The organism is Aeromonas sp. 1HA1, from assembly GCF_029237385.1.
Lineage (GTDB): Bacteria > Pseudomonadota > Gammaproteobacteria > Enterobacterales > Aeromonadaceae > Aeromonas > Aeromonas popoffii.
Window position 1 is genome coordinate 81,301 of record NZ_JAACGC010000008.1, and the last position, 24,646, is coordinate 105,946.

Consider the following 24,646-nt stretch of genomic DNA (forward strand, 5'->3'; position numbering starts at 1 on the left):
CAGCCAGCGTCCCCTGTCATGAAGCAGCCAGACCGCAGATAACAAAAAGCCCCGCACCAAGGTGCGGGGCTTTGTTCAGGATAGGACGCAGGCGTCCCGTCGCATCATCCCTTACAGGATAAAGGTCGAGACCTGCTGGTTCAGATCGGTGGCGCGACCCTTGAGGCTATGGGCCTGATCCAGATCGCGCATGGCAGCGGCGGTGATCTCGTCACTCACATCCTTGATGGCGGTGGTGTTCTGAGTGATCTCGCCAGTCACCTGGGTCTGCTCCTCCGCGGCGGTGGCAATCTGACCCGCCATGTCGGAGATGAGCGACACGGCATGGGTGATCTCTTCCAGCGCGGCGGCGGCGGCATCGGCGTCTTTCACGCTGTTGTCGGCCAACCCCTGGCTGGTCTGCATCAGGCTCACCGCACGTGCCGTGGTCTGCTGCAGTGTTTCTATGGTGGACTGGATCTCCTGGGTGGAGTCCTGGGTACGACGAGACAGCACCCGCACCTCGTCCGCTACCACAGCGAAACCACGACCCTGTTCACCGGCTCGCGCCGCTTCGATGGCCGCGTTCAGTGCCAGCAGGTTGGTCTGCTCGGCGATGCCCTGGATGGTGGAGAGGATGCCGGAGATGGCTTGGGCGTGACGGCTCAGCTCGCCGATCACCTCGGTCGCCTGCCCCACCTCTTCGGCCAGGCCGTTGATGGACTGGCGAGTCTGGTTCACCAGCAGCTTGCCCTGCTCACTGCTCTGGGCGGATTGCTGGGCAGCAGCAGCCGTGTTTTCGGCGTTGCCGGCGATCTCCATGGTGGCGCTCGCCATCTCGGTGACAGCGGTGGCGACCATGGTCACTTCCTGCTGCTGACGCTGCAACTCGTCCACGGAGGCCTGGTTGGTCACCAGACTGCGCTCGGCATCGGCATTCAGCTCGTTGGCCAGCTTGCGGATGTTGCCGATCAGCTGGTGCTGGCTGCCGACGAAACGGTTGAAGCTGTTGGCCAGCTGGCCCACTTCGTCGTTGGCGTCGATCTTGATGCGCTGGGTCAAATCGCCGTTACCGTCGGCGATGCGGGCCAGGGCCTGGGAGACCTTGCTGAGCGGGCCGAGCAGCAGGCTGACCAGCCAGGAGATGGCAATGATGCTGACCACCAGCACCAGCAGGGCCAGGCCAAGCTGGGTCATCAGCAGGGAGGAGAGCGGGGCTTCCAGCGTCTCCTTGTCCAGTACCAGAACCAGCGCCCAGTCAGTATCCGGGATATCCACGGACCACAACAGCTTGTCGCGGCCTTCGTTGTCAAAGTAAGCCGGGAGCAGGCTGTTGCTGGCCTTGCTCTGCTCGATCAGGGCGTTGGTCAGATCGTTGTCGATCTCGGTGGCCGGCTTCATCGCCTTGGCCGCGTCCTTGTAGGCGATGACGGTGCCGTCCTTGTGCATCATAATGGCGATGCCGTCGGCGGGCAGCTTCATCTTGGTGATGTCTTCCACCAGGGAAGCGATGGAGAGATCACCACCGACCACGCCGCCTTGCGCCGGCTGGGCCAAGGTTACCACCATGATGTTGTAGGCCACATCCAGATAAGGTTTGGTCACGATAAGACCCCCCTTGCTCATGGCTTCCTGATACCAGCCACGAGAGCGCGGGTCATAGCCGTCACGATTGATGGAAGGGTCTGAGTCATGCATCTTGCCGTTGCTCTCACCAAAATAGGTGAGCTGAAAGCGACCCGAGACTTGCGCCTGTTGCAGGGCATTGAGGGGTTCGGCACCGCCCTTGTTGCCAAGCGCCTGGATCACGTCGCGACGTGCAGAGAGCCAATCACTGACGCTGGCGGCCTGCTGGCGGCCCAGTCGTTGTACCTGTTCCTGACTGCCTTGCAGCAACAGGGACTTCTGGCTGGTATAGCTCTGCCAGGAGAGCAGCAGGATCACCAATGACAGGGCGATCACCACTGACAACAGTATCTTCTGCTTGAGTGATAGGTTTTTCATCATGATTTCTTCTTATGAGGTCAGGAACCGGATTTCCCAAAAGTGCACAGCACAGCACAGCACTGCGTCGTTGTTAGCGACCCGTCAGGCCGAAACTGAACCTGAAAATGAGTCTGCGGGCGATATTTTCCACCGAGTTAGGGAAAACTGCACCAGAAATTGACTACAGGACGCCCACAAGGACAGGCGACCCTGTTTATTCCTTCCACAATTGGCTAGAATATCCCGTTTTTAAATCACATCGACCCCGAGAGTTTTCACGATGTTTGAAGTCAATCCTGTATTAAACAAGCTTAAGGAGCTGTCTGAGAGGACCGAGCTTCTTAGGGGGTACCTTTGACTATGACGCGAAGAAAGAGCGTCTAGAAGAGGTCAACGCCGAGCTGGAACAGCCGGACGTATGGAATGAGCCGGAGCGCGCACAGACGCTGGGCAAGGAGCGCGTCACGCTGGAAAACGTGGTGGGCACCATCGATGCCCTGACCCAGGGCGCCGAAGACGTCGAGATGCTGGTGAGCCTGGCGGTGGAAGGGGAAGACGAAGAGACCTTCAACGAAGCCGTGGCCGAAGCCGATGTGCTGGAAAGCAAGCTGGTGGATCTGGAATTCCGCCGCATGTTCTCCGGTCAGCACGACGCCTCCGACTGCTACATCGACATCCAGTCCGGCTCCGGTGGTACCGAAGCTCAGGATTGGGCCAACATGGTGCTGCGCATGTACCTGCGCTGGGGCGATGCCCACGGTTACAAGCCGGAGCTGATCGAGCTCTCTGACGGCGACGTGGCCGGCATCAAGTCCGCCACCATCAAGTTCACCGGCGAATACGCCTTCGGCTGGCTGCGCACCGAGACCGGCGTCCACCGTCTGGTTCGCAAATCCCCGTTCGATTCCGGTGGCCGCCGCCACACCTCGTTCTGCTCCATTTTCGTCTATCCCGAGATCGATGACGACATCGACATCGAGATCAACCCGGCAGACCTGCGTATCGACGTCTACCGTGCCTCCGGCGCCGGTGGTCAGCACGTCAACCGGACCGAATCCGCGGTGCGTATTACCCACGTTCCGACCGGCGTCGTGGTACAGTGCCAGAACGATCGTTCCCAGCACAAAAACAAAGATCAGTGTATGAAGCAGCTGAAAGCCAAGCTCTACGAGCTGGAAATTCAGAAGCAAAACGCTGAAAAACAAGCCCTCGAAGAGACCAAGTCCGATATCGGCTGGGGCAGCCAGATCCGTTCCTATGTACTGGATGATGCACGCATCAAGGATCTACGTACCGGCGTCGAAACCCGCAATACCCAAGCGGTCCTCGACGGCGACCTGGACAAGTTTATCGAAGCCAGCCTGAAGTCAGGCCTGTAAAAACAGAGCAGCAGGAATCACCATGTCTGAACAAACCACAACTCCGGAAGTAGACCACTCTCTCGAACTGAACAACGAGATGACGGAGCGTCGTTCCAAGCTGGCCGCCTTGCGCGCCCAGGGCAACCCCTTCCCCAACGACTTCCGTCGTGACAGCCTCTCCGGCGATCTGCACGCCGAGTTTGGCGACAAGAGCGCCGAAGAGCTGGTGGCCTTGGGTAAACAGGTGAAGATTGCCGGTCGCATCATGACCCGCCGGATCATGGGCAAGGCGTCCTTCGCTACCCTGCTGGACATGGCCGGCAAGATCCAGGTCTACGTCACCCGTGACGACCTGCCGGAAGGTTTCTACAACGAGCAGTTCAAGAAGTGGGATCTGGGGGACATCGTCGGTGTCGAAGGCACCCTGTTCAAGACCCAGACCGGTGAGCTCTCCGTTCACGTTTCCGATATCCGCCTGCTGACCAAAGCGCTGCGTCCGCTGCCCGAGAAGCACAAAGGCCTGACCGATCAGGAAGCGCGCTGCCGTCAGCGTTACCTGGATCTGATCGCCAACGAAGAGTCCCGCAAGACCTTCGTGATCCGCACCAAAGTGGTTGCAGGCATCCGCAAGTTCTTCAACGACAAGCAGTTCATGGAAGTGGAAACCCCGATGATGCAAGTCATCCCGGGCGGTGCCTCCGCGCGTCCGTTCGTCACTCACCACAATGCGCTGAACATCGACATGTACCTGCGTATTGCACCCGAGCTCTACCTGAAGCGTCTGGTGGTCGGTGGCTTCGAGCGTGTTTACGAGATCAACCGCAACTTCCGTAACGAAGGTATCTCGGTGCGTCACAACCCCGAGTTCACCATGATCGAGTTCTACATGGCCTATGCCGACTACATCGATCTGATGGACCTGACCGAAGAGTTGCTGCGCACCCTGGCGCAGGACATTCTGGGCGACACCCAAATCCGTTACGCCAAAGAGGGCGAAGAGGGTCTGACCATCGATTTCGGTCAGCCGTTCCAGCGCCTCACCATGGTGGACTCCATCCTGAAGTACGCCGAGGGCGTGACCCGGGAAGACCTCACAACCCTGGAGAGCGCCAAGGCCGTTGCCAAGCGTCTGCACATCGAACTGATGAAAGGTTGGGAGCTGGGTCACGTGATCACCGCCATCTTCGAAGAGACAGTGGAGCACATGCTGCTGCAGCCGACCTTCATCACCGAGTACCCGGCAGCTGTCTCTCCGCTGGCCCGCCGCAACGACGTGAACCCGGACGTCACCGACCGCTTCGAGTTCTTCATCGGTGGCCGCGAGCTGGCCAACGGCTTCTCCGAGCTGAACGATGCAGAAGATCAGGCCAAGCGCTTCCAGGATCAGGTTGATCAGAAAGAAGCAGGCGACGACGAAGCCATGTTCTATGACGCCGACTTCGTCACCGCGCTGGAACACGGCCTGCCGCCGACTGCCGGTCAGGGTATCGGTATCGACCGTCTGATCATGCTGTTCACCAACAGCCACACCATTCGCGACGTCATACTGTTCCCGGCCTTGCGCCCGCAGCAAAAATAAGCCCGGTACGCAGGCCTGTCCTGCGCCTCGATGGCAATGAAACGCCCCGCAACTGCGGGGCGTTTTTTATGGCGAAGGTAGCCCGGTAGCGAGCCCTCGAGAGTGGCGCACGCTGGCACCTCATGGGGTAGGTGGCAGCAACCACTCCCCCTGCCACAGGATCAACCCCTGACCCGCCATCAATACCCGCTCGCCCCGCAGATCCAGCCTGAGATCACCGCCTCTGGACGAGACCTGACGGGCCCGCAACTGCTGCCTGCCGAGCCGTTCAGCCCAGAAGGGTGCCAGAGCGCAGTGGTTGGAACCGGTGACAGGATCCTCATCCACCCCGACCCAGGGGGCAAAGTAGCGGGAGACAAAATCATCATCCGCCCGGCTCGACGGGGCGGTGACGATCAGCCCCCGTCCCGGCAGGGCACGCAGGGCATGGAAATCAGGCGAAAGAGTGCGGATCTCCTCTTCACTTGCCAGCTCTAGCAAGAACTTGGCCCCGGCCGCCAGAGTCTGTCGTGGTTGGCAACCGATCGCGGCAGCATAGGCGGGATCCAGCGTCAGTGGCGTCAACGCGATACGCGGAAAATCGAGCCAAATCCACTCCCCTTCGCGCCGGGCCAGCAGCTCACCACTGCGGGTCTCGAAGCGGATCGTCTCGTGTGCGGCTACTGCCCCTGTCTGCCACAACACATGGGCAGCTGCCAAGGTGCCATGACCGCAGAGATCAACCTCGACTGTCGGCGTGAACCAGCGCAACTGGTAATGGGCCCGGCCAAGTTGCACCAGAAAGGCAGTCTCAGAGAGGTTGAACTCGGCCGCCATCGCCAGCTGGCTGGCATCCGGCAGGGCGGGTCCCAGGATTGCCACCAAAGGGCTGCTGGCTGAAGGCATTGACATGAAACAATCTAATATTCGACATTGCACTTCCTGTGTTATCAAGTAGCACTCATTTAACGCCCTTTATACCACGATCCTCTTTTGCTGCGGGCGCAAGCGTGCCCCACCCCCTTTTAATGCATTAATAGAATAAAGAAGACATTTTTATTCTTTGTTGTTATTGAACACGCCCTTTAATCTGACCAAAAATCAGACCATGGAAGACGTGTGTGATGCAATTGAAGGATTCTCTGACCAACCTAGCCCCCCTCTCTGATGAACAACAACGTCAGTTGAACCAGGCGCTCTCGACCCTCAATACCCAGCAACTGGTCTGGGTGAGCGGCTATCTCTACGGTCTCTCCCAATCCGGCAGCCAGCCTGCGGCGGCCAGCGGTACGCTGGCGGCGCCCGGCGGCAGTCTGACCATTCTCTACGGCTCCCAGACAGGCAACGCCAAGGGTGTCGCCAGTGCCATCAAGGCGCAGGCCGAGGCCCGTGGTCTGCCGGTCACGCTCACCTCCATGGCCGACTACAAACCCAAGCAGCTCAAGAAAGAGAGCCACCTGCTGGTAGTAGTGAGCACTTACGGGGAGGGTGAGCCGCCGGAGAGCGCCGTCGATCTGTTCGAACAGCTTAAAAAAGGCAAGATTGGCAAACTGGACGGGCTCAAGTTCGCCGTGCTGGGGCTGGGTGACAGCTCCTACGAATTTTTCTGCCAGACCGGCAAAGATTTCGACAACTTCCTCGCAACCGCTGGGGCCGAGCGAATTTATGAGCTCGCGAGCCTCGATGTGGATTATCAGGATGCGGCCAAGAGTTGGGGCGAGCAGGCACTCAACGCCATTGCCGCGACGCTCACTACCGGGGCAGCCAGCAGCAAGGTAGCAAACGCGGTGCAGCAGGCGGTAGGCCTGAGCCACTACAGCAAGGAGAACCCCTTCCCTGCCCGCCTGTCGGTCAATCAGAAGATCACAGGCCGGGATTCCACCAAGGATATCCGCCATATCGAGATCAGCCTCGAGTCCTCCGGACTCGCCTATCAGCCGGGGGATGCCCTCGGCATCTGGTTCGACAACGACGCCGATCTGGTGGGCGAAGTTCTGGCCCTGGCTGGCCTTTCTGGCGATGAAGACACAGCCCACGGCACCTTGCGCGCAGCACTGTTAGGTCACTTCGAACTGACCCGGCTGCACGGCGGCTTTATCACAGGACTCGCTGACATCTCGGACAACGCGGCGCTGAAAGATCTGGCGGGCGACAAGGCCCAGGTCAATGCGCTGGTGGCCTCTGCCCAAGTGGTGGATGTACTGAAGCGCTTCCCGACCGCGCTCACTGCCGAGCAGCTGGTTGGCCTGCTGCGCCCCCTCACCCCGCGCCTCTACTCCATCGCCTCCGCCCAGAGCGAGGTGGAAGAGGAGGTGCACTTGACTGTTGGCGTGGTGCGTTACCCGCAAGAAGATGGCACCGTGCGTTCTGGCGCCGCCTCCTCCTATCTGGCGGACCGGCTGATTGAGGATGGCGAGGTGCGGGTGTTTGTCGAACACAACGACAACTTCCGCCTGCCCGCCAATCCTGACACCCCCGTCATCATGGTGGGCCCCGGCACAGGTATCGCCCCGTTCCGCGCCTTTATGCAGGAGCGGGAAGCTCAGGGAGCGGAAGGCAAGAACTGGCTCTTCTTCGGCAACCCCCACTTTACCCAGGATTTCCTCTATCAGGTGGAGTGGCAGCGTTATGTGAAATCGGGCCTGCTGTCGAAGATCTCGCTGGCCTTCAGCCGGGATCAGGCCAACAAAATTTATGTGCAGGACCGCCTGCGTGAAGCGGGCCAGGAGCTCTATCAGTGGCTGGAAGCAGGTGCTCACTTCTATGTGTGTGGTGACGCCAACAAGATGGCCAAGGATGTGCAGGAGGCCCTGCTGGATGTGATTGCCGAACACGGTCACAAGAGCCGTGAGGAAGCAGAAGAGTATTTGAGCGAATTGCGTCGTGCCAAACGTTATCAAAGGGATGTCTATTGATGAGCAAGCAAACAATCTCGGAACAGAAAGCGGGGCCAGTGGAGGGACCGCAGGCTGACAACGAACGCCTCAAGCGCGAGAGCAACTTTCTGCGCGGCACCATAGAGCAGGATCTACAGGACCCGCTCACCGGTGGCTTCAACGGCGACAACTTCCAGCTGATCCGCTTCCACGGCATGTACCAGCAAGATGACAGAGACATTCGCCCCGAGCGTGCCGCCCAGAAGCTGGAGCCGCTGCACAACGTCATGCTGCGCGCCCGCCTGCCGGGGGGGATCATCACCCCGGCCCAGTGGCAGATCATCGACAAGTTCGCCGAGGAGCACAGCCTGTACGGCAGCATCCGCCTGACCACCCGTCAGACCTTCCAGTTTCACGGGGTGCTCAAGCGCGACATCAAGCTGATGCACCAGACCCTCAATAGCACCGGCATCGACTCCATCGCCACCGCCGGCGACGTGAACCGCAACGTGCTCTGCACCAGCAACCCGGTGGAGTCCGCGCTGCATCAGGAGGCCTACGAGTGGGCCAAGAAGATCTCCGAGCACCTGCTGCCCAAGACCCGCGCCTACGTGGAGATCTGGCTGGATGGCGAGAAGCTGGGGGATGACGAGGAGCCGATCCTGGGTTCCAACTACCTGCCGCGCAAATTCAAGACCACTGTGGTGATCCCCCCCCACAACGACGTGGATATCCACGCCAACGATCTCAACTTCGTAGCGATTGCCGAGCACGGCAAACTGGTGGGATTCAACGTGCTGGTGGGCGGGGGGCTGGCCATGACCCACGGCGACACCAGTACCTATCCGCGCAAGGCGAGCGATTTTGGCTTTATTCCGCTCTCCCACGTACTGGAGGTGGCGGCCGCCGTGGTCAGCACCCAGCGGGACTGGGGCAACCGGGTAAACCGCAAGAACGCCAAGACCAAGTACACCCTCGAGCGCGTCGGCGTCGAAGCCTTCAAGGCCGAGGTGGAGAACCGCGCCGGCATCCCCTTCGCCGAGAGTCGTCCCTATGAATTCACCAGCCGTGGCGATCGCTTCGGTTGGGTCGAGGGGATCGACGGCAAGCATCACCTCACCCTGTTTATCGAGAATGGCCGCCTGCTGGACTTCCCAGGCAAGCCGCTCAAAACCGGCATGCTGGAAATCGCCAAGGTGCATCAGGGGGATTTTCGCCTGACCGCCAACCAGAACCTGATCATTGCCGGGGTGCCTGCCAGCGAGAAGGCCCGCATCGAAGGGCTGGCACGCCAATACGGCCTGCTGGATGACAGCGTGAGCGAGCAGCGCAAGCAGTCCATGGCTTGTGTGGCACTGCCTACCTGCCCGCTGGCGATGGCCGAGGCCGAGCGCATGCTGCCGGCGTTTGTCACCGACATCGAGGGCTTGCTCACCAAACATGGGCTGGCGAATGACGCCATCATCTTCCGTGTCACCGGTTGCCCCAACGGCTGCGGCCGCGCCATGCTGGCAGAAGTGGGTCTGGTGGGCAAGGCGCCTGGCCGCTACAACCTCCATCTGGGGGGCAACCTGGAAGGCACCCGCATTCCGCGCCTCTATCAGGAGAACATCACCGAGCCGCAGATTTTGGCCGAACTGGACGCGTTGATCGGCCGCTGGGCCACCGAGCGCAATCAGGGCGAATGCTTCGGCGACTTCGTGATCCGGGTTGGGGTAATTGCCCCCGTTATCGACTCCGCGAGGGACTTCTATGCCGCTTAATCTGCCGCTTAATGTCACTGAAGATGGCCGCCTTGACCTGCATGCACTGCTGGCCCTCGGCCGTGAGGAGCAGGCCGAGGCGCTGGCGCCCCTCAACCGGGCGCTGGATGCCATGAGTGCCCCCGAGCGGGTGCGTTGGGCCCTGGCCAATCTGCCGGGGGAGCATGTGCTCTCATCCAGCTTCGGCATTCAGGCGGCACTGATGCTGCATCTGGTAAGCCGCGAACGGGCCGACGTGCCCGTGGTGCTGACCGATACCGGTTATCTCTTCCCCGAGACCTACCGTTTCATCGACGAGCTGACCGAGCGCCTCGCGCTCAACCTGAAGATCTACCGGGCCGAGCTCAGCCCTGCCTGGCAGGAGGCTCGCTTCGGTCTCCTATGGGAGCAGGGGGTGGAGGGGATCACCCGCTACAACCAGCTCAACAAGGTGGAGCCGATGGACCGCGCCCTGCGGGAGCTGGGGGCCCAGACCTGGTTCTCCGGCCTGCGCCGGGAGCAGTCCGGCAGCCGTGGCAAGCTGCCAGTGCTGGCCATACAGCGCGGCCGCTTCAAGTTCCTGCCGGTGATCGACTGGAGCAACAAGGATGTCTTCTACTACTTCAAGGAGTTCAACCTCCCCTACCATCCGCTGTGGGAGCAGGGCTACCTGTCGGTGGGCGATGTCCACACCACAGCCAAGTGGGAGCCGGGCATGAGCGAGGAGCAGACCCGCTTCTTCGGCCTCAAGCGCGAGTGCGGCCTGCACGAAGAGAGCGGCGAGCACGACGGCTCAGGTATCTGATCCCTCTTCATGGGTCTGACAATGAAAAAGCGCCCAGCAACTGCCGGGCGCTTTTATGGATGATATTCAGCGCGTGAAGGCGCACCCTGATTATCCGCTTACTTGGCGGCGCGAGCCTGAGTCAACCAGTCGTTTACCTGGGCTTCGTGTCCCTTGATCCAGGCATTTGCATGACGCTCAATATCTGCCGGCTTGTTCTGCCCCTGCTTCATCAAACCGTTTTGCACGTTGATGTCATTGATGGGCAGCTTCATCTCGGCAAACAGCTTGGCAGCAGCAGGGTTTTCCTCGGCGAAGGCCTTGTTGGCGACTATGTGCATGGTATTCATCTCAAAACCATAGTTTTTGCCATTCGCTAACTTGGTGTCACCCTTACGCCCCTCTGGCAAAGCGGTATAAGGCACTTCCAGCCATACCACATCCTTGCCCGGCACCAGCTCGCCGCTTACCCAGTAAGGCGTCCAAGTGTAGTAAAACACCGGTTTGTGTTCCTTGTAACGGGTGATGGTGTCGGCAATGATGGCTGCGTAATTCCCCTGTTGATGAGTGACTGTATTGTCCAGACCGTAAGTCTTGATCTGATGATTGATCACCATCTCACAGCCCCAGCCCGGGTTACAGCCAGCCAGGTCGGCCTTGCCATCGCCATCGCTGTCAAACAGAGCTGCCAGCTTGGGATCCTTCAACTGGGCTATGTTGGTAATGCCGTATTTGTCGGCAGTGACCTTATCGATGAGATAGCCCTGTGCCGCGCCGGTTACATAAGTCCCCTTACGGTAGAACTTGGCATCGCCTCCGGCCTTCTCATACTTGTCTTTGTGGAGCGGATTCCAGTTGAAAGTGAGAAAGGTCGCATCGCCGCTGGCAACCGAGGCATACCCCACATTGTAGTCAGCCTCCTTGGCTGCCTTGACATCATAGCCCAACTCACCCAGCAGCTTGCTCACCAGCAGGGTCTGAAACGCTTCCTCCGGCAACGTGCTCTGGATGGGTTGAACAGTTACACTGGCCATGGCGGCCGTGCTCAGCAGCAGGGTACCCAACGTCAATCCCTTGGTGATGGTTTTCATACTTGCTCTCCTTTGGTGTGAGTCTTGTTGCGCTGTGCGAATGGGATTAGCAACAGAGCAATGGGGCCACGTTGATACCAGCGACCAAGATGTCCTGATTTGGAGTGGCCCATAGCCTGAGTCAGACGGTCGAGCACGATGGCCAGCAGGACTATGCCAAGCCCCCCCACCGAAGCCATGCCCATGTCGAGACGACCGATACCACGCAGTACCATCTGACCCAACCCACCGACCGCGATCATGGAGGCGATTACCACCATAGAAAGGGAAAGCATCAGCGATTGATTGACTCCTGCCATGATGGTGGGCATGGCGAGCGGCAGCTGTACCTTGAACAGCAGCTGGGAGGGACTGGCACCAAATGAATGTCCTGCCTCGATAAGATCTTCCGGCACCTGACGAATGCCAAGAATGGTCAACCGGATCATGGGTGGCAGTGCAAAGATGATGGTCACCACCACGCCGGGCACGTTACCGATACCAAACAGCATGACGATGGGGACGAGGTAGACAAAGGCCGGGGTGGTCTGCATGGCATCCAGCAGTGGTCGGGTCCAAGCTGTTGCCTTCTCGCTACGAGCCAGCAGAATGCCGACCGGCAAGCCGATCAAAATGCAGAAGAAGAGCGAGGTCAGCACCAACGACAGAGTCACCATGGCATCAGACCAGGCACCGATAAGGCCAATACCGATCAGCGAGACCAGCGTGCCCAGTGCCATCCGCCCACTAACCAATTGCCAAGCAACCAGGGTCAACAAGGCAACCATGAGAGTGGAAGGTATGCTCTGCAAGGTACTGGTCAGTGCATTGAGGGTCACTTCGACCGGTGCCCGAATAATCTGGAACAGGGGTCTGAAGTTGCTCACCAGCGCGCCTATGCCCTGTTCGACCCAGCTGTCGAGTGGCACCCAAGCATGCTGAAAAAGATCCAGAGGGTCGAGAGCCGGCGTTTCCGCTTTTACCGCGATCTTGGTCTGCCAGTCATTGCTGGCCACTGCTGTTACCGTTGTACTGCCCCAGGGATCCGCAGCTACATCCATGACTTCGCTGCTAGCAATACCATCTTGAGTATTGGCAGTACCTTCTTCAGCCCAAACGGGATTGCTTGCCAACATCAACGTCAGCAGGCCAAGAGATATGAGCTTCTTCATACCGGGGTACTCCTGTCCAGGGTGTTGAGCAGATTGGCCTTGGAGATGAGGCCCAGGTAAGAGCCATCCTCCTCGACCACGGGCACCTGACAGGGTGCGGCAGCCACCTGGCTGATCAGTTCATTGAGGGAGGTATCGGCTAGGATCGGCTGGATATCGGCCAGCAGCGCCTGCTCCAGACTCCCCTTGCCACGAACGGCCTCACTGAGCGACTCGACCGAGACGACCCCGAGGAAGCGGCGGCGGCGATCCACCACGTAGCCGAACTCCCGCTCCTGCTCCTTGAGCTGGCGCAGGGCGTTGCCAGGCCCGTCGGTGGTGTGCTTCTTGATAAGCGGCATCTGCTTGCGACTGACGATATCGCGGGCACTGAACACATTGGCCAGATCCACGCCGCGAAAGAAGGCACGCACATAGTCGTTGGCGGGCTGGCTCAGGATCTCGTCGGGGGTGCCGACCTGGATCACCTGACCGTCCTGCATGATGGCGATGCGATCACCGATACGCATCGCCTCGTCCAGATCGTGGGAGATAAAGACAATGGTGCGCTGATGGCTGGCCTGCAGCTTGAGCAGTTCATCCTGCATCTCGGTGCGGATCAGCGGATCCAGTGCGGAGAAGGCCTCATCCATCAGCAGGATATCGGGGTTATTGGCCAGTGCCCGGGCCAGACCGACCCGCTGCTTCATGCCACCGGAGAGGGCATCGGGGAAGGCATCGATCCACTGACCCAATCCCACTTGATGGAGCGCCTGACGGGCACTCTGCTGGCGCTCGGCCAGCGGCACACCGGCCAGCTCCAGCCCGAAGGCGGTATTTTCCAGCACACTCAGATGAGGCATCAGGGCGAAAGATTGAAACACCATGCTGATCTTCTTGCGCCTGACTTGACGCAGGTCGCTGTCCGAGATGGCGGCGATGTCCTCACCGTCGATCAACACCTGACCACGGGTCGGCTCGATAAGGCGGTTGAAGAGCCGCACCAGAGTGGATTTGCCCGATCCGGACAAGCCCATTACCACAAAGATCTCCCCCTCGTGGATGGCCAGATCGACCCCATGCACTCCTAGTACTTGCCCAGTTTTTTGCAGGATACTGGCACGGTCATACCCTTTCGCCAGCAATTTGAACGCCTTTTCCGGCTGTTCTCCGAAGATTTTATAGAGTGATTTCACTTCGAGTTTGACTGTCATACTGTCCTTTTTTCATGGTCGACATCTTGGTAATTAACCTGCCGAACGCGAACCAATTACTTCCCACACTAAGCAATTTTCATGAAAAACAAAAGAGCCATAAGAGTTCATGCAAAACAATAAAAACATAAGCAATTGATTTTTATGGTTTATTTTTGACAATAAAAAGCCATAAATAGACAAGCATGGTTAATTTGATTAGATAACTAATTATCTTGGTGTTTTGACAGGCTAATAGGAGGAGGAAACCAGGCAGATCAGGGGGATGCCGCCAGGCAGGATCCTGAACAGGCAGCAGGGCTGGAAAAAATCATTACAACCCTAATGATATGCAGGCGAAAAACGAGGGGATACAGGGGAGCGGTTGAGCGCAGCCATGGCGAAGGCCTTGCCTGCCGGCCCCGCCCTTTGTGGCAAGAAAAAAGCCCCCAGTGCAGCACAAGGGGCTTTTCGGCTTCAACAGTTATTCAATACGGTTCAGCGCCGTTGCCAGGTTTCGAAACTGTAGGGATGGGGGTTCTTCTCGTCGGGCTCATGGGGTTCGCGCTCAACGCAATGCCACTCGTCCTCCTCGAAGGCGGGGAAACGGGTATCCCCTGTCACCGCCAGATCGATGCGGGTCAGATAGAGGCTGTCGGCCCGTGGCAGCAGCTGACCATAGAGATGACCGCCACCTATCACCATCAGCTCGTCTACCGTCTGACCATCGGCCAGCAGCGCCAGCGCGGCCTCCACCGAATCGACCACTTCGACCCCGTCGGTCTGGTAATCGGGGTTGCGGCTGATCACCAGATTGCGCCGTCCGGGCAGCGGCCGACCTATGGATTCGAAGGTCTTGCGCCCCATCAACACCGGTTTGCCCAGAGTCACCCGCTTGAAGTGGGCCAGATCTGCCGGCAGGTGCCAGGGCATCTGGTTATCCAGGCCAATCACCCTGTCGTGGGCCATGGCGGCAATCATGGAAATCTTCATGGGGTCAGCCTCTCACACCGTCTGTCAAATAATGGGCCGGTTACGGTACACGACCAGGGAGGGGATCGCCAAACCGAAACTGAGGGCACCCACGATAAACAACGCCTTGAGGCCGTTCTCCACCGCGCTCTGGATAAGGTCCATGGTCACCCCGGAGATGTTGAGCTCGACCACGGCGATCATCGCCTTGAACGCATAGCTGCCCGGGATCATTGGGATGATGGAGGCAACGCTAAACACGGGGCGCGGCGCCAGCAGCCGACGGGACCAATAGACACAGACAAAACCGACCGTGGTCGCCGCCGTCAGTGTCGCCCACTCGATGGGCATACCGTAATGAATGAGCAGGGTCCGCAGGCTGTGGGCCAGGGCACCGCCCATGGCGCAGTACTTCAACATGCGTGGCGGCACGTTGAACAGCATGGCAAACCCTACCGCCGGAATGGAGGACCAGAAGGCATCCTTGGCCAGCAACCAGACAAGATCCATCATACCTTCCACCCCCAGATCCCGGTGACCGACATGGCCAAAATGATACCTATGGCGGCGCTGATGGTGAGCAGGGTCGCCGTGCCCCAGCGCGCCAGCCCCATGTTGAAGTAACCCTTCACCATGTCGGAAACCGCATTGATGAGCGGGAAGCCCGGCACCAGCAAGAGTACGCTGGCAGCCATGGCGAGATAGGGCTGGGCCCCCCAGTTGAAGAAGTTGGCACTGGAGGAGAGCAGGGTGGCGATGAAGCCGGTCGCGGCAAAGTTGATAAGCGGGCTGTGGTGATGACGGGCGATCAGCTGGCGCACTCGCATCGCCACGGCGGAGGAGAGGCAGGTCACCAGGAAGATGGGCCAGTCGCCGCCAAACAGCAGGCTGAAGGCGCCGCAGGAGAGTCCCACCATGGGCACCACCAGCCAGGGGTGGTAATGAAACGGCACTATGCCGTCGAGCCGCTGACGCACCTCGCGCGCACCGATCAGCTCCTTCTCCGCCATGATGCAGATGCGCTGGATCTCGCACACCACCTGCATGTTGATGCCGTGCTCCCGTACCCGGCGGGTAGTGGTGACACAACTGCCCTGATAGAGGCTGGTGAGCACGATGGCACTGGAGGAGATGGCCATCTCGACGCTCTCCAGCCCCAGCGCCATACCAAGCCGGACCGTGGTCTGCTCTATGATGCGACTCTCGGCCCCGAACTGGGCCAGCATCTGGCCCACCTTGACGATGATACGGGTGATCTCTGTCTGCTGCTCCTGCGACAGCACCCGTCTTGGAGTGATACTGCTCATAATCCCTGCGAGTCGTGGCAAAATTAAAAGATCGCCATATTAGCCTAACTGTCGGCGCCATACATCCACACCGATCACGGCAATAATCAATTTTTAATAAAACAGCGAATGCCACGAAAACACATCAAACAGATTACAAATCACCTCAGATAAATTAACGTCAGTAAACGAACCTCACCCGATGACAGATATATAACGCAGAATAATAATAAGAATGCCATCAAGGGGACGTTTATTTCTTCTTGCGATAATAATCGAAGAAAGAAACCACATTATTTTCTCTGTAGACGGGGGGCTGGTCAGCATAGAGATTGGCATTGAGCTGGATCATCTGACTGCGCATGGAATAAAAGGAGGCGTGCATCATGCCCGCAATACGAATACAGCTATCCAGATTGTTCTTGGCCAATTGACGCTGACAGTCGATACGGAACTGCAGGCCGCGCAATCGCTGTTGCTGCTCCGGACTGACCCGGTCGATCAACCCCTCTATTTGCTGGTGCAGCAACTCATCGAGTCGTTCCGGCTCCGTCACCGCCAGTCTCCTCAAGGTATCAAAATCAGGCAATTCCATATGCCCTCCTGCGGTCAGCCGCTGTATGGTGATACTCAAACAACAACGATCAGTACAATATTCAACCAGACGTATAATGAGTTATATAAGACGATTGCCCTCCTGGTTCAATCCATACCACAACCTTTCGAGGCTGACTGCGCCAAAACAGGATCAACAATCGGGGAGTTATTTTCTTATTCGTTATGGATCAACCAATTATTCATCAATACGGCTGTTTTTTTCGTTTATACATTTTAGGCTGGCGATACCCAAGTCTTATGTCTTATTGAAAGGGCATCGGCAAGAAAGCTTTTCATTCGGCACTCGATGCTATGCCCCACCCTCGCCAACACCTGACCTCGTTTAACATATCTCACTGATTATGTTATTTTATTTGCTACTTATTCTAGGCAACCAAGGGCAGACCATGAGCAAGGCAAGAATCGGCATCGTCACCGTCAGCGATCGCGCCAGTGCAGGCATCTACGAAGACCTCTCCGGCAAGGCCATCATAGACACGCTGAACGCATATTTGACCTCGGCGTGGGAACCCCTCTATCAGGTGATCCCGGATGAACAGGATCAGATCGAAACGACCCTGATCCGGCTGGCAGACCAGGAACAGTGCTGCCTCATCGTCACCACGGGCGGCACAGGTCCGGCCAAACGGGATGTAACCCCTGAGGCCACAGAAGCGGTGTGCGATCGCATGATGCCAGGCTTTGGCGAGCTGATGCGGGCCGAATCCCTCAAGTTCGTGCCGACTGCCATTTTGTCGCGCCAGACTGCAGGCCTGCGCGGCGGCTCCCTCATCGTCAACCTGCCGGGCAAGCCCAAATCCATCCGCGAGTGCCTAGATGCGGTCTTCCCCGCCATCCCCTACTGCATCGATCTGATGGAGGGGCCCTATCTCGAATGCGATGAAGCCGTCATCAAGCCGTTTCGACCCAAGAAATAAGCCCTGAGTGGGCGGGGGATGTGAACCCCCGTCCATATTTACTTGCGACCATATACCTTGACCCCGGCCTTACTCCCCTTCGAATTGCCATAGACCTCGATCCGCTTGATGCAGAGCCGGCTGCCGAGAGATTTCCACCCCGATTCCTGATCCTCTTTCAGATCCTTGTCGAAATTAAGGGTCTTGCTGCGATCATTGCCGTAAAACACCTTGACCCTGTCCAGGGTCAATTCCCGTCCTGCCTTGACCATGATGGACTTGGCCGGTCGGCAAACGATGATGGGAATAATGGCCGGGTGGTCACCGACGCCGAGCAGCATGGTGTTGCCCAGCCGAAATTCATCATCGGCCATGGCCGGTGCAGGCAGCGCCAATAAAAGGGTGGACAGCAAGAGCGCATTGAAACCTGGGCGCAGGCGGAGTTGAGCAGAGAAAACAGCAGATGGAACAGACATTATGCCTCCCGAAAAATGGGAGGCATATTAATTCATCAAGGCTAAACCCAGGCTGTACCGGCGCCCTGCCCGCAGGCAAGGTGCGCGGCTTCAGGACCAGCGCTTGAAGATGAGGGAGGTGTTGATGCCGCCAAAGGCGAAGTTGTTGGACATCAGATAGTCCACCGCCAGCGTGGTCATGCCGGTTACTCTTGCCGCTTCATACCATACCGCCATTCCTGGAGATAACCTGTCGGGCTGCATTAGCCACCGCATCAGCGTCATGCCATGCCCCCGTTGATGGAGATGACCTGGCGCGTGACATAGCCGGCGATGTCCGTCATCAAAGACGCGGGCAAAACCGCAGGGGATATCACCCGCAACGTGACCCGCGAAATCGGTCACGGTACCCGGGATACCGTCAAGAAAATCGGTGACGATCTGAGCGACTGACAACAGGGGTCCAGGCCCCTGTTGTCATAGGGGTGGATCAATTGCTCCACATGGCCATCAGCCGGGATTCCATGGCCTCTTCCTGCTCATCCGGCAGTTCGGCGAAGAAATCGAGCCCTGTCAGCTCCTCTACCGCATCCACAGTCACTATGTAATCCGCAAGCCGGCTGGCCGACACGTTCTGCTGCGGCAGGACAAAGGCGATCGCCTTCTGGTTGGCCACGTCCATCACCACCCGATAGTAGGCGTGGGGCACAGTCACACCGTTGCCGATAGCGCCATCGGAGTTGGTGAAGATGGGGCCTGTGATCACCTGGACATCCTGATAGGCAATGGCCCACTGGCGGGTCTTCTCCTCCAGAATGCGCCAGGCCCCCTGATTGAGCGCCGGCAACTGTGGAGTCATGTTGGTCAGCAGGAAGCTCTGCTTCATGGTGGTGGCGGTGGAGCGCATGTCCGCCGCGGGGGCCTGATGGCCGCGGTCATAACCCGAGCCCTTGTAGTCCGCCAGGGTGGCGCGGTACTGCACCGGCACCTCCCTGTCTTCGGCGAAGGCGTCCTTGCGCGGTACCGGCCCCTGGGCGCTGGTCGCCGTCATCCGATAGGAGACCCAGTCAGAGACCTTGGTGTCATAGTTGTAACCTGCGGCGTAACCGTCCCGGCACAACAGCTGACTGGATTGGCTGGGGACCCCGAGCTTGACGTGGTCCTTGCACTGGAAGCCCGCCGCCAGGGTCGGGAAGGTGGTGAGAGTGAATCCGATAGCCAGAACTAATTTATTGATATTATTCATTATTATGCCACTCCTTGTATTAGGCGGAGTGATTTGACACCAGGTCGGATGAGTTAGGCAATCGAACAGATTATGAGCGTGTTGAAATTGTGAAGAGGGCTGCAAATCGTTGAAATCCCCGTCGCCAGCTGGGGGATTGTCATCCCCTTGTCATTATGCTGAATACCACACTTTGGCTGTGTTATCAGATAGATAGAGCCATGAAGAAGCGGGACCTCAGCCCCGCTTGAATTCAGGCTCACGACCCGCTCAGCTCTTGACCTGAGGCCTGGGAGTATCAGGTTGGGAGGGCGGCAGGAGCGGCAGCACTATCTGCGGCTGCTCGCCGGTCAGGCTCTTGAGGTAGGCTGTCATGTCGTCGGCCTCCTGCTCGCTCAGCGCCTGGCCCAGCTGGATATCGGCCATTATCCGCACCGCCTCCTTCAAATCCCACACAGACCCGTCGTGGAAGTAAGGGTAGGTCAGCTCTATATTGCGCAGGGTCGGCACCTTGAACCAGCCGATGAACTGCTTCTCGCCCGTCACGCCACCGCGCCCCTGGGCCGGATTGTCGGTCTTGAACGGCTTGACCAGCCCCATCTTCTGATAGGAGTTGCCACCGATGGCCACGCCGTTGTGGCAGGCGGTGCAGCCCTTCTCCTTGAACAGCTGATAGCCCTTCAACTGCTGCGCCGTCAGCGCCTTGCCGTCTCCCTTCAACCAGCGATCGAACGGCGCGTTGGGGGTAACCAGGGTCTCTTCGAAGGCGGCGATGGCGTCTGTGACCTCATCAATGCCGAAGTCCGCCTTGCCGTAAACGGCGCCGAAACGGGTGCGATATTCGGGCAGGGTGTGCAATGTCTCGACCGCCAGCTTGTGGCTGAAGGCCATCTCCAGCGGATTCTCGATGGGGCCCGCCGCCTGCGCCTGCAGATCCTTGGCGCGACCGTCCCAAAACTGCACGAAGTTGAGGCTGGCGTTGAGCACGGTGGGCGAGTTGATCGGCCCCTCCTTCCACTTGTGGCCAAGGGAGCTGACCTGGTTGTCCACCCCGCCGGTAGCCAGGTTATGGCAGGAGTTGCAGGAGATGGCATTGGATTTGGAGAGCCGCGGCTCGAAGAACAGCATCTTGCCCAGCTCGACTTTTTCCGGCGATGCCACCTTGGGTACCTCTACCGGTTGTACCGGTTCGGTCGCCCACCCCATCCCGGGCAGACCCAGCGCCAGCAAAAGACAATATTTATTCATTTCCTCTCTCCCTTGTGACTGTGCATAACTGCAGCATCAGCCTGACCGGGAAAGCCTGATTATTATTTGTTCAAGATCAAATGAGACCCAAAAAACCACATTAAAAACAATCGATTAATATATTTTAGGCGAACCAGTGGCGGGGACTTGCGAGGCAAAAAAGAGCTGATTTTTGATGAGTAAATTATGAGCTAATTCATCTGCGATGACAGCCAATTAATTAGATTGCTGTTATTGAATAAAGCGATTGTTCAATATGCAGGCGTGGCTGACTGCTGAATAGATTCATATTAAATACATCATAAATATGATCAGAAATACGGCTGTTAATAACAAACAATCTGTGTCTGACACTCCGTCTCTCGCATTTCAGATAATGCCATCTGTTGTTTCTTCACTTACCAAAGAAACGGATGGCTGTGCTTTTCAAGCAAAATAAGGATGTATGATGAGAAAGTCCCTGTTGGCCGGTGCCCTGTTGCTGTGTCCCACCGCCTTTGCCGCCACCGTGCACTGGGAATACAGTGGCGAGGCCGGCCCGGCACAATGGGCCAAGCTGACTCCCGAATTTGGCCAGTGTGCAGGCAGCAACCAGTCGCCAATCAACCTCGATGGTCTGGTAGAGGCAAAGCTAGCCCCGCTGCAGTTTCACTACCGGGCGGGCGGCCAGAGCGTCACCAACACCGGCCACACAATACAGGTCAGCTATGCCCCGGGCAGCACACTGCAGCTCGACGGCATGGCCTTCGAGCTCAAGCAGTTCCACTTCCACGCCCCCAGTGAAAACCTCATCAAAGGCAAATCCTACCCGCTGGAGGGGCACCTGGTGCACGCCAATGCCAAGGGGGAGCTGGCGGTGGTGGCCGTGATGTTCGTGCCGGGCCACGCCAACCCGGCGCTGAACCAGGCCTGGCAGCCGTTGCCGGCGAAGGCGGGCGACAGCCGATCGCTGGTAACGCCGCTATCGGCGGATCAGCTGCTGCCCACCAAGCGTGATTACTACCGCTTCAGCGGTTCGCTGACCACCCCGCCCTGCTCGGAAGGGGTGCCCTGGCTGGTGATGAAGCAACCGGTGCAGGTGAGCCAGGCCCAGATCGATGCCTTCAAGGCGGTGATGCACCACCCCAACAACAGACCCGTACAGCCGCTGCATGGTCGGCTGGTGTTGCAGTGATCGGCGGATGCCATGGCTGAGTTGCAACGAAAAGAGGGTCAATTGACCCTCTTTTCGTTCATGGACTTTATTTACAGACTGGCGGCGATGCGCGCCCCCAGCGCGGCGTTGTTCAGCACCAGCTGGATGTTGGCTGCCAGCGAATTACCGCCGGTCAGCTCGCACACCCGGGCCAGCAGGAAGGGGGTGGACGCCTTGCCCTTGACCCCCTGCTCGTCCGCTTCGCGCAGCGCCTGTTTGATCGCGGCGTCTATGTCGGCCTTGGGCATGGCAAACTGGGTCGGGATCGGGTTGGTGACCACGGCGCCACCGGCCAGTCCCAGCTCCCACTTAAGGCGCAGCGCCTCGGCGATCGCTGCCGGACTCTCCAACCGGTAATCCACCTTGAAGCCGCTCTCGCGGGTGTAGAAGGCGGGCAGCTCATCAGTCTGATAGCCGATAACGGGCACACCCTGGGTCTCCAGATACTCCAGCGTCAGACCGATGTCGAGGATCGACTTGGCGCCAGCGCAGACCACGGCCACCGGCGTCTGGGCAAACTCCTGCAGATCAGCCGAGATGTCGAAGGTCTCCTGGGCACCGCGATGCACGCCGCCGATGCCGCCGGTGGCAAACACCCGAATGCCGGCCATGGCGGCGATGATCATGGTGGAGGCGACCGTGGTCGCGCCCAGCCCCTTGTTCGCCAGCACGAAGGGGATATCCCGTCGGCTACACTTGGTGGCGGCATGACCGGCCCGACCCAGCGCCTCCAGCGCCCCCGCATCCAACCCCACTTTGAGGCGGCCATCCAGGATGGCAATGGTGGCCGGCACGGCGCCGTTGTCGCGCACCACCTGCTCTACCTGGCGCGCCGTCTCCACGTTCTGGGGATAGGGCATGCCGTGGGAGATGATGGTGGACTCCAGGGCAACGACAGGTTTGCCGGCGGCCAGGGCCGCAGCGACGTCAGGTTGGATATCGAGGTAAGCGTTCAACATGGGTACTCCTCCAGCATGCGTTCAACAGCGGCCTTGGAGAGGCCGGAAAAGACGGTATCGGAACAATTGACGGTGAGGGCGGCGCAACCGAGGGCGAAACGGGTGGTATCGGTCATGTCGCTCTCCTGTAACCAGGCATAGGCCAGCCCCGCCATAAAGGCATCGCCACCGCCGGTCACGTTGACGACCGGACTGCCGAGCACGGGCAGATGGCCCTGGCACTCCCCGTCGCTATAGAAAATCCCCTGATCGCCGAGACTCAGGAATAACCTCTGCACCCCGGCGCGGTGGAACCAGGCCGCTGCCATGGGCCAGGTATCTGGCCCGGCGATGGTGAAACCGCACAGCTGCTCGGCCTCGCTGCGGTTGGGTTTGAGGGTGTGGATCCGGTGCAACCAGGGGCGGATCTTCTCCACCTTGGCCACCGAGACGGTGTCGACGAAGATGATGTGCTCCCCCTGACGCTCGAACAGCCAATCGAGGGTATGTGTGGCGAGGTTGGTGTCGAGCACCCATAGCCGCGCCGCCCCGAGGAAACCGGTGAGCGGGGTGAGCCGGGCTGGTGTCAGTTGATCGATGATCGCCATGTCGTTGACGGCGCAGCTCATCTCGCCGCTGCCATCGTGCAGGCTGAGGTAACAGGACGTTGCCTGCCCCTCCAGCACCAGCACCTGACGCACGTCGACGCCAGCACGCTGGCTCACCTCCAGCAGGTGATGACCGTATTGATCGTTGCCCACTGCGCTCAGCAGCCGGGTGTCGGTACCAAGCCGCGCCAGGTTCTCGGCGATGTTGCGCCCCACCCCGCCGGCGGAGGTACGCACCTTGCCGGGGTTAGAGTCGCCGATACGCAAGTTGTCATGACTACAGCCGCAGATATCCATGTTGGCGCCGCCAATCACCACGGCGTAGGGGCCTTCCCGCAGCACATAGCCACGCCCCTGCACATAGCCCTGGCGCATCAGGCTGGAGATGTGACTCGCCAGCGCCGAGCGGCTGATGCCGAGGCGATCCGCCAGCTCCTGCTGGGCAATCATGGGATCCTGGCGCAGCAGGGCGAGGATCTCTTGTTCACGCTCAGTCATAGACAAACATCCAGTTGCAAACGTTTGTCCATTATTTATGAAAAACGTTCTCCTGCCATCGCCGTGTGCAAAAACTGTCGGTTTGCGCACAAAAAATCAGCAGCAGGCTGCAACGGATTTCTCATATCTGCACGCCACTTTTCATGTGCGGGTGGGCGACTGCCGCTTATAATGCGGCCGCCACAGAGGAGAACAAGATGAAAGAGTCAGGTTATAGCTGCGCAGAGCAGGCCGATACACGGTCACCAACGCAGGAGGCACCGGGCTATTGCTGCATCGGACTGGTCAATCCCAAGTCACCGGAAAACGTGGGGGCTGTGATGCGCGCAGCCGGTTGCTATGGGGCTGACGAGGTCTACTACACGGGCAATCGCTTCGAGCTGGCGCGCCGTTTTGCCACGGATACCAAGCAGATGGTGGACAAGATACCCCTGCTCGGGGTCGATGATCTCATGGAGATAGTCCCGGCCGGGTGCGTCCCCGTGGTGGTGGATCTGATCGAGGGGGCCACACCGCTGCCGGATTATGTGCACCCCGAGCAGGCCTTCTATATCTTCGGCCCCGAGGATGGCACCCTGGATCCGGCCCGATATGGCTCGGTGAAGGACGTGGTCTATGTGCCGACGCAAGGCTGCATGAACCTGGCGGCCTCGGTCAACGTGATCCTCTATGACCGCTTGGCCAAACGCATACGGGCCGGGGCCGAGCGAGCAGAGTAAACTGGTGGTCTATGTGGCCACACAGCAAGGCAGCATCAACCTGGCAGCTTCGGTCAACGTGATCCTCTATGACCGCTTGGCCAAACGCATGCGGGCCGGGCGAGCAGAGTAAACTGGTGGTCTATGTGACCACACAGCAAGGCAGCATCAACCTGGCAGCTTCGGTCAACGTGATCCTCTATGACCGCTTGGCCAAACGCATACGGGCCGGGGCCGAGCGAGCAGAGTAAACTGGTGGTCTATGTGGCCACACAGCAAGGCAGCATCAACCTGGCAGCTTCGGTCAAC

General features: G+C 58.9%; 24 protein-coding genes. 9 read left to right on the top strand and 15 right to left on the bottom strand.

The genetic code is table 11. From position 1 onward, the window contains the following. Nucleotides 1-111 precede the first annotated feature (111 nt). Nucleotides 112-1,983 carry a methyl-accepting chemotaxis protein gene (locus GWQ22_RS04670; RefSeq protein ID WP_275929605.1) on the bottom strand — a complete coding sequence of 624 codons (1,872 nt, stop codon included), beginning with the start codon at nucleotides 1,981-1,983 and terminating at the stop codon, nucleotides 112-114. A gap of 262 nt (nucleotides 1,984-2,245) precedes the next feature. Between GWQ22_RS04670 and prfB the strand changes: the two genes are divergently transcribed. Both prfB and lysS read left to right on the top strand, forming a co-directional pair. Further along, a protein-coding gene (gene prfB, locus GWQ22_RS04675; protein ID WP_275929585.1) for a peptide chain release factor 2 occupies nucleotides 2,246-3,344 on the top strand; the annotation gives its coding sequence in 2 pieces (ribosomal slippage) (nucleotides 2,246-2,320 and nucleotides 2,322-3,344; 1,098 coding nt in all). Between the two features lie 22 nt (nucleotides 3,345-3,366). Beyond that, nucleotides 3,367-4,905, top strand: a complete 1,539-nt coding sequence (lysS, locus tag GWQ22_RS04680; protein ID WP_275929586.1) for a lysine--tRNA ligase — start codon at nucleotides 3,367-3,369, stop codon at nucleotides 4,903-4,905. Nucleotides 4,906-5,025: 120 nt separating this feature from the next. Here the strand turns inward: lysS and GWQ22_RS04685 are convergent, their stop codons facing one another. Continuing rightward, nucleotides 5,026-5,766: a PhzF family phenazine biosynthesis protein gene (locus tag GWQ22_RS04685; protein WP_275929587.1), complete on the bottom strand. Its 741-nt coding sequence runs from the start codon at nucleotides 5,764-5,766 to the stop codon at nucleotides 5,026-5,028. 242 nt (nucleotides 5,767-6,008) lie between these two features. Here GWQ22_RS04685 and GWQ22_RS04690 point away from each other — a divergent pair, with 242 nt between their 5' ends. The 3 genes from GWQ22_RS04690 to GWQ22_RS04700 are packed head-to-tail and all read left to right on the top strand — an operon-like array spanning nucleotide 6,009 to nucleotide 10,307. Continuing rightward, nucleotides 6,009-7,799, top strand: a complete 1,791-nt coding sequence (locus GWQ22_RS04690) for an assimilatory sulfite reductase (NADPH) flavoprotein subunit (protein WP_275929606.1) — start codon at nucleotides 6,009-6,011, stop codon at nucleotides 7,797-7,799. Continuing rightward, nucleotides 7,799-9,523: an assimilatory sulfite reductase (NADPH) hemoprotein subunit gene (gene cysI / locus GWQ22_RS04695; protein WP_275929588.1), complete on the top strand. Its 1,725-nt coding sequence runs from the start codon at nucleotides 7,799-7,801 to the stop codon at nucleotides 9,521-9,523. Before GWQ22_RS04690 ends, cysI begins: the two co-directional genes overlap by 1 nt. Then, nucleotides 9,513-10,307: a phosphoadenylyl-sulfate reductase gene (locus GWQ22_RS04700; protein WP_275929589.1), complete on the top strand. Its 795-nt coding sequence runs from the start codon at nucleotides 9,513-9,515 to the stop codon at nucleotides 10,305-10,307. The genes cysI and GWQ22_RS04700 overlap by 11 nt, the downstream gene beginning before the upstream one ends. 98 nt (nucleotides 10,308-10,405) lie before the next feature. Here the strand turns inward: GWQ22_RS04700 and proX are convergent, their stop codons facing one another. The 7 genes from proX to GWQ22_RS04735 form a co-directional block, all read right to left on the bottom strand. Continuing rightward, nucleotides 10,406-11,377 carry a glycine betaine/L-proline ABC transporter substrate-binding protein ProX gene (gene proX, locus GWQ22_RS04705; protein ID WP_275929590.1) on the bottom strand — a complete coding sequence of 324 codons (972 nt, stop codon included), beginning with the start codon at nucleotides 11,375-11,377 and terminating at the stop codon, nucleotides 10,406-10,408. Continuing rightward, complete coding sequence (gene proW / locus GWQ22_RS04710) at nucleotides 11,374-12,528, bottom strand: glycine betaine/L-proline ABC transporter permease ProW (RefSeq protein WP_275929591.1); 1,155 nt, start codon at nucleotides 12,526-12,528, stop codon at nucleotides 11,374-11,376. Before proW ends, proX begins: the two co-directional genes overlap by 4 nt. Continuing rightward, nucleotides 12,525-13,721, bottom strand: coding sequence for a glycine betaine/L-proline ABC transporter ATP-binding protein ProV (gene proV / locus GWQ22_RS04715; RefSeq protein WP_275929592.1), 1,197 nt, complete (start codon nucleotides 13,719-13,721; stop codon nucleotides 12,525-12,527). The genes proW and proV overlap by 4 nt, the downstream gene beginning before the upstream one ends. 477 nt (nucleotides 13,722-14,198) lie before the next feature. After that, entirely contained in the window at nucleotides 14,199-14,693 is a 495-nt protein-coding gene (gene folA, locus GWQ22_RS04720; RefSeq protein WP_275929593.1) for a type 3 dihydrofolate reductase, read from the bottom strand. 24 nt (nucleotides 14,694-14,717) lie between these two features. Continuing rightward, nucleotides 14,718-15,185, bottom strand: a complete 468-nt coding sequence (locus GWQ22_RS04725; protein ID WP_042035715.1) for a threonine/serine exporter family protein — start codon at nucleotides 15,183-15,185, stop codon at nucleotides 14,718-14,720. After that, on the bottom strand, nucleotides 15,182-15,979 hold the full coding sequence (locus GWQ22_RS04730) for a threonine/serine exporter family protein (protein WP_108536287.1): 798 nt from the start codon (nucleotides 15,977-15,979) through the stop codon (nucleotides 15,182-15,184). The genes GWQ22_RS04725 and GWQ22_RS04730 overlap by 4 nt, the downstream gene beginning before the upstream one ends. A gap of 232 nt (nucleotides 15,980-16,211) precedes the next feature. Next, on the bottom strand, nucleotides 16,212-16,553 hold the full coding sequence (locus tag GWQ22_RS04735) for a DUF3135 domain-containing protein (RefSeq protein ID WP_275929594.1): 342 nt from the start codon (nucleotides 16,551-16,553) through the stop codon (nucleotides 16,212-16,214). Nucleotides 16,554-16,962: 409 nt separating this feature from the next. On the opposite strand from GWQ22_RS04735, the gene mog reads away from it, so the two are divergent. After that, nucleotides 16,963-17,493 (top strand): molybdopterin adenylyltransferase, encoded by a 531-nt coding sequence (mog, locus tag GWQ22_RS04740; RefSeq protein WP_108536289.1) that lies wholly within the window; start codon nucleotides 16,963-16,965, stop codon nucleotides 17,491-17,493. Nucleotides 17,494-17,531: 38 nt separating this feature from the next. Here mog and GWQ22_RS04745 read toward each other — a convergent pair whose 3' ends face one another. The 4 genes from GWQ22_RS04745 to GWQ22_RS04765 form a co-directional block, all read right to left on the bottom strand. Beyond that, the gene (locus tag GWQ22_RS04745; protein WP_345893620.1) at nucleotides 17,532-17,846 is read right to left on the bottom strand and encodes a DUF2541 domain-containing protein; all 315 of its coding nucleotides are present in this window, start codon (nucleotides 17,844-17,846) and stop codon (nucleotides 17,532-17,534) included. 192 nt (nucleotides 17,847-18,038) lie between these two features. Next, nucleotides 18,039-18,164, bottom strand: a complete 126-nt coding sequence (locus tag GWQ22_RS04750) for a hypothetical protein (protein WP_275929607.1) — start codon at nucleotides 18,162-18,164, stop codon at nucleotides 18,039-18,041. Between the two features lie 253 nt (nucleotides 18,165-18,417). After that, entirely contained in the window at nucleotides 18,418-19,173 is a 756-nt protein-coding gene (locus GWQ22_RS04760; protein WP_042035741.1) for a DNA/RNA non-specific endonuclease, read from the bottom strand. Between the two features lie 249 nt (nucleotides 19,174-19,422). After that, nucleotides 19,423-20,400, bottom strand: coding sequence for a cytochrome-c peroxidase (locus GWQ22_RS04765; RefSeq protein WP_275929596.1), 978 nt, complete (start codon nucleotides 20,398-20,400; stop codon nucleotides 19,423-19,425). 448 nt (nucleotides 20,401-20,848) lie between these two features. Here GWQ22_RS04765 and GWQ22_RS04770 point away from each other — a divergent pair, with 448 nt between their 5' ends. After that, nucleotides 20,849-21,574: a carbonic anhydrase gene (locus tag GWQ22_RS04770; RefSeq protein ID WP_275929597.1), complete on the top strand. Its 726-nt coding sequence runs from the start codon at nucleotides 20,849-20,851 to the stop codon at nucleotides 21,572-21,574. A gap of 71 nt (nucleotides 21,575-21,645) precedes the next feature. Here GWQ22_RS04770 and GWQ22_RS04775 read toward each other — a convergent pair whose 3' ends face one another. Continuing rightward, entirely contained in the window at nucleotides 21,646-22,554 is a 909-nt protein-coding gene (locus GWQ22_RS04775) for a pseudouridine-5'-phosphate glycosidase (protein WP_042035745.1), read from the bottom strand. Next, nucleotides 22,548-23,639, bottom strand: a complete 1,092-nt coding sequence (locus tag GWQ22_RS04780) for a PfkB family carbohydrate kinase (RefSeq protein ID WP_042035746.1) — start codon at nucleotides 23,637-23,639, stop codon at nucleotides 22,548-22,550. Before GWQ22_RS04780 ends, GWQ22_RS04775 begins: the two co-directional genes overlap by 7 nt. A 197-nt stretch (nucleotides 23,640-23,836) precedes the next feature. On the opposite strand from GWQ22_RS04780, the gene GWQ22_RS04785 reads away from it, so the two are divergent. Further along, the gene (locus GWQ22_RS04785) at nucleotides 23,837-24,358 is read left to right on the top strand and encodes an RNA methyltransferase (protein ID WP_275929598.1); all 522 of its coding nucleotides are present in this window, start codon (nucleotides 23,837-23,839) and stop codon (nucleotides 24,356-24,358) included. Between the two features lie 13 nt (nucleotides 24,359-24,371). Then, nucleotides 24,372-24,470 carry an RNA methyltransferase gene (locus GWQ22_RS04790; protein WP_275929599.1) on the top strand — a complete coding sequence of 33 codons (99 nt, stop codon included), beginning with the start codon at nucleotides 24,372-24,374 and terminating at the stop codon, nucleotides 24,468-24,470. Nucleotides 24,471-24,646: the final 176 nt, after the last annotated feature.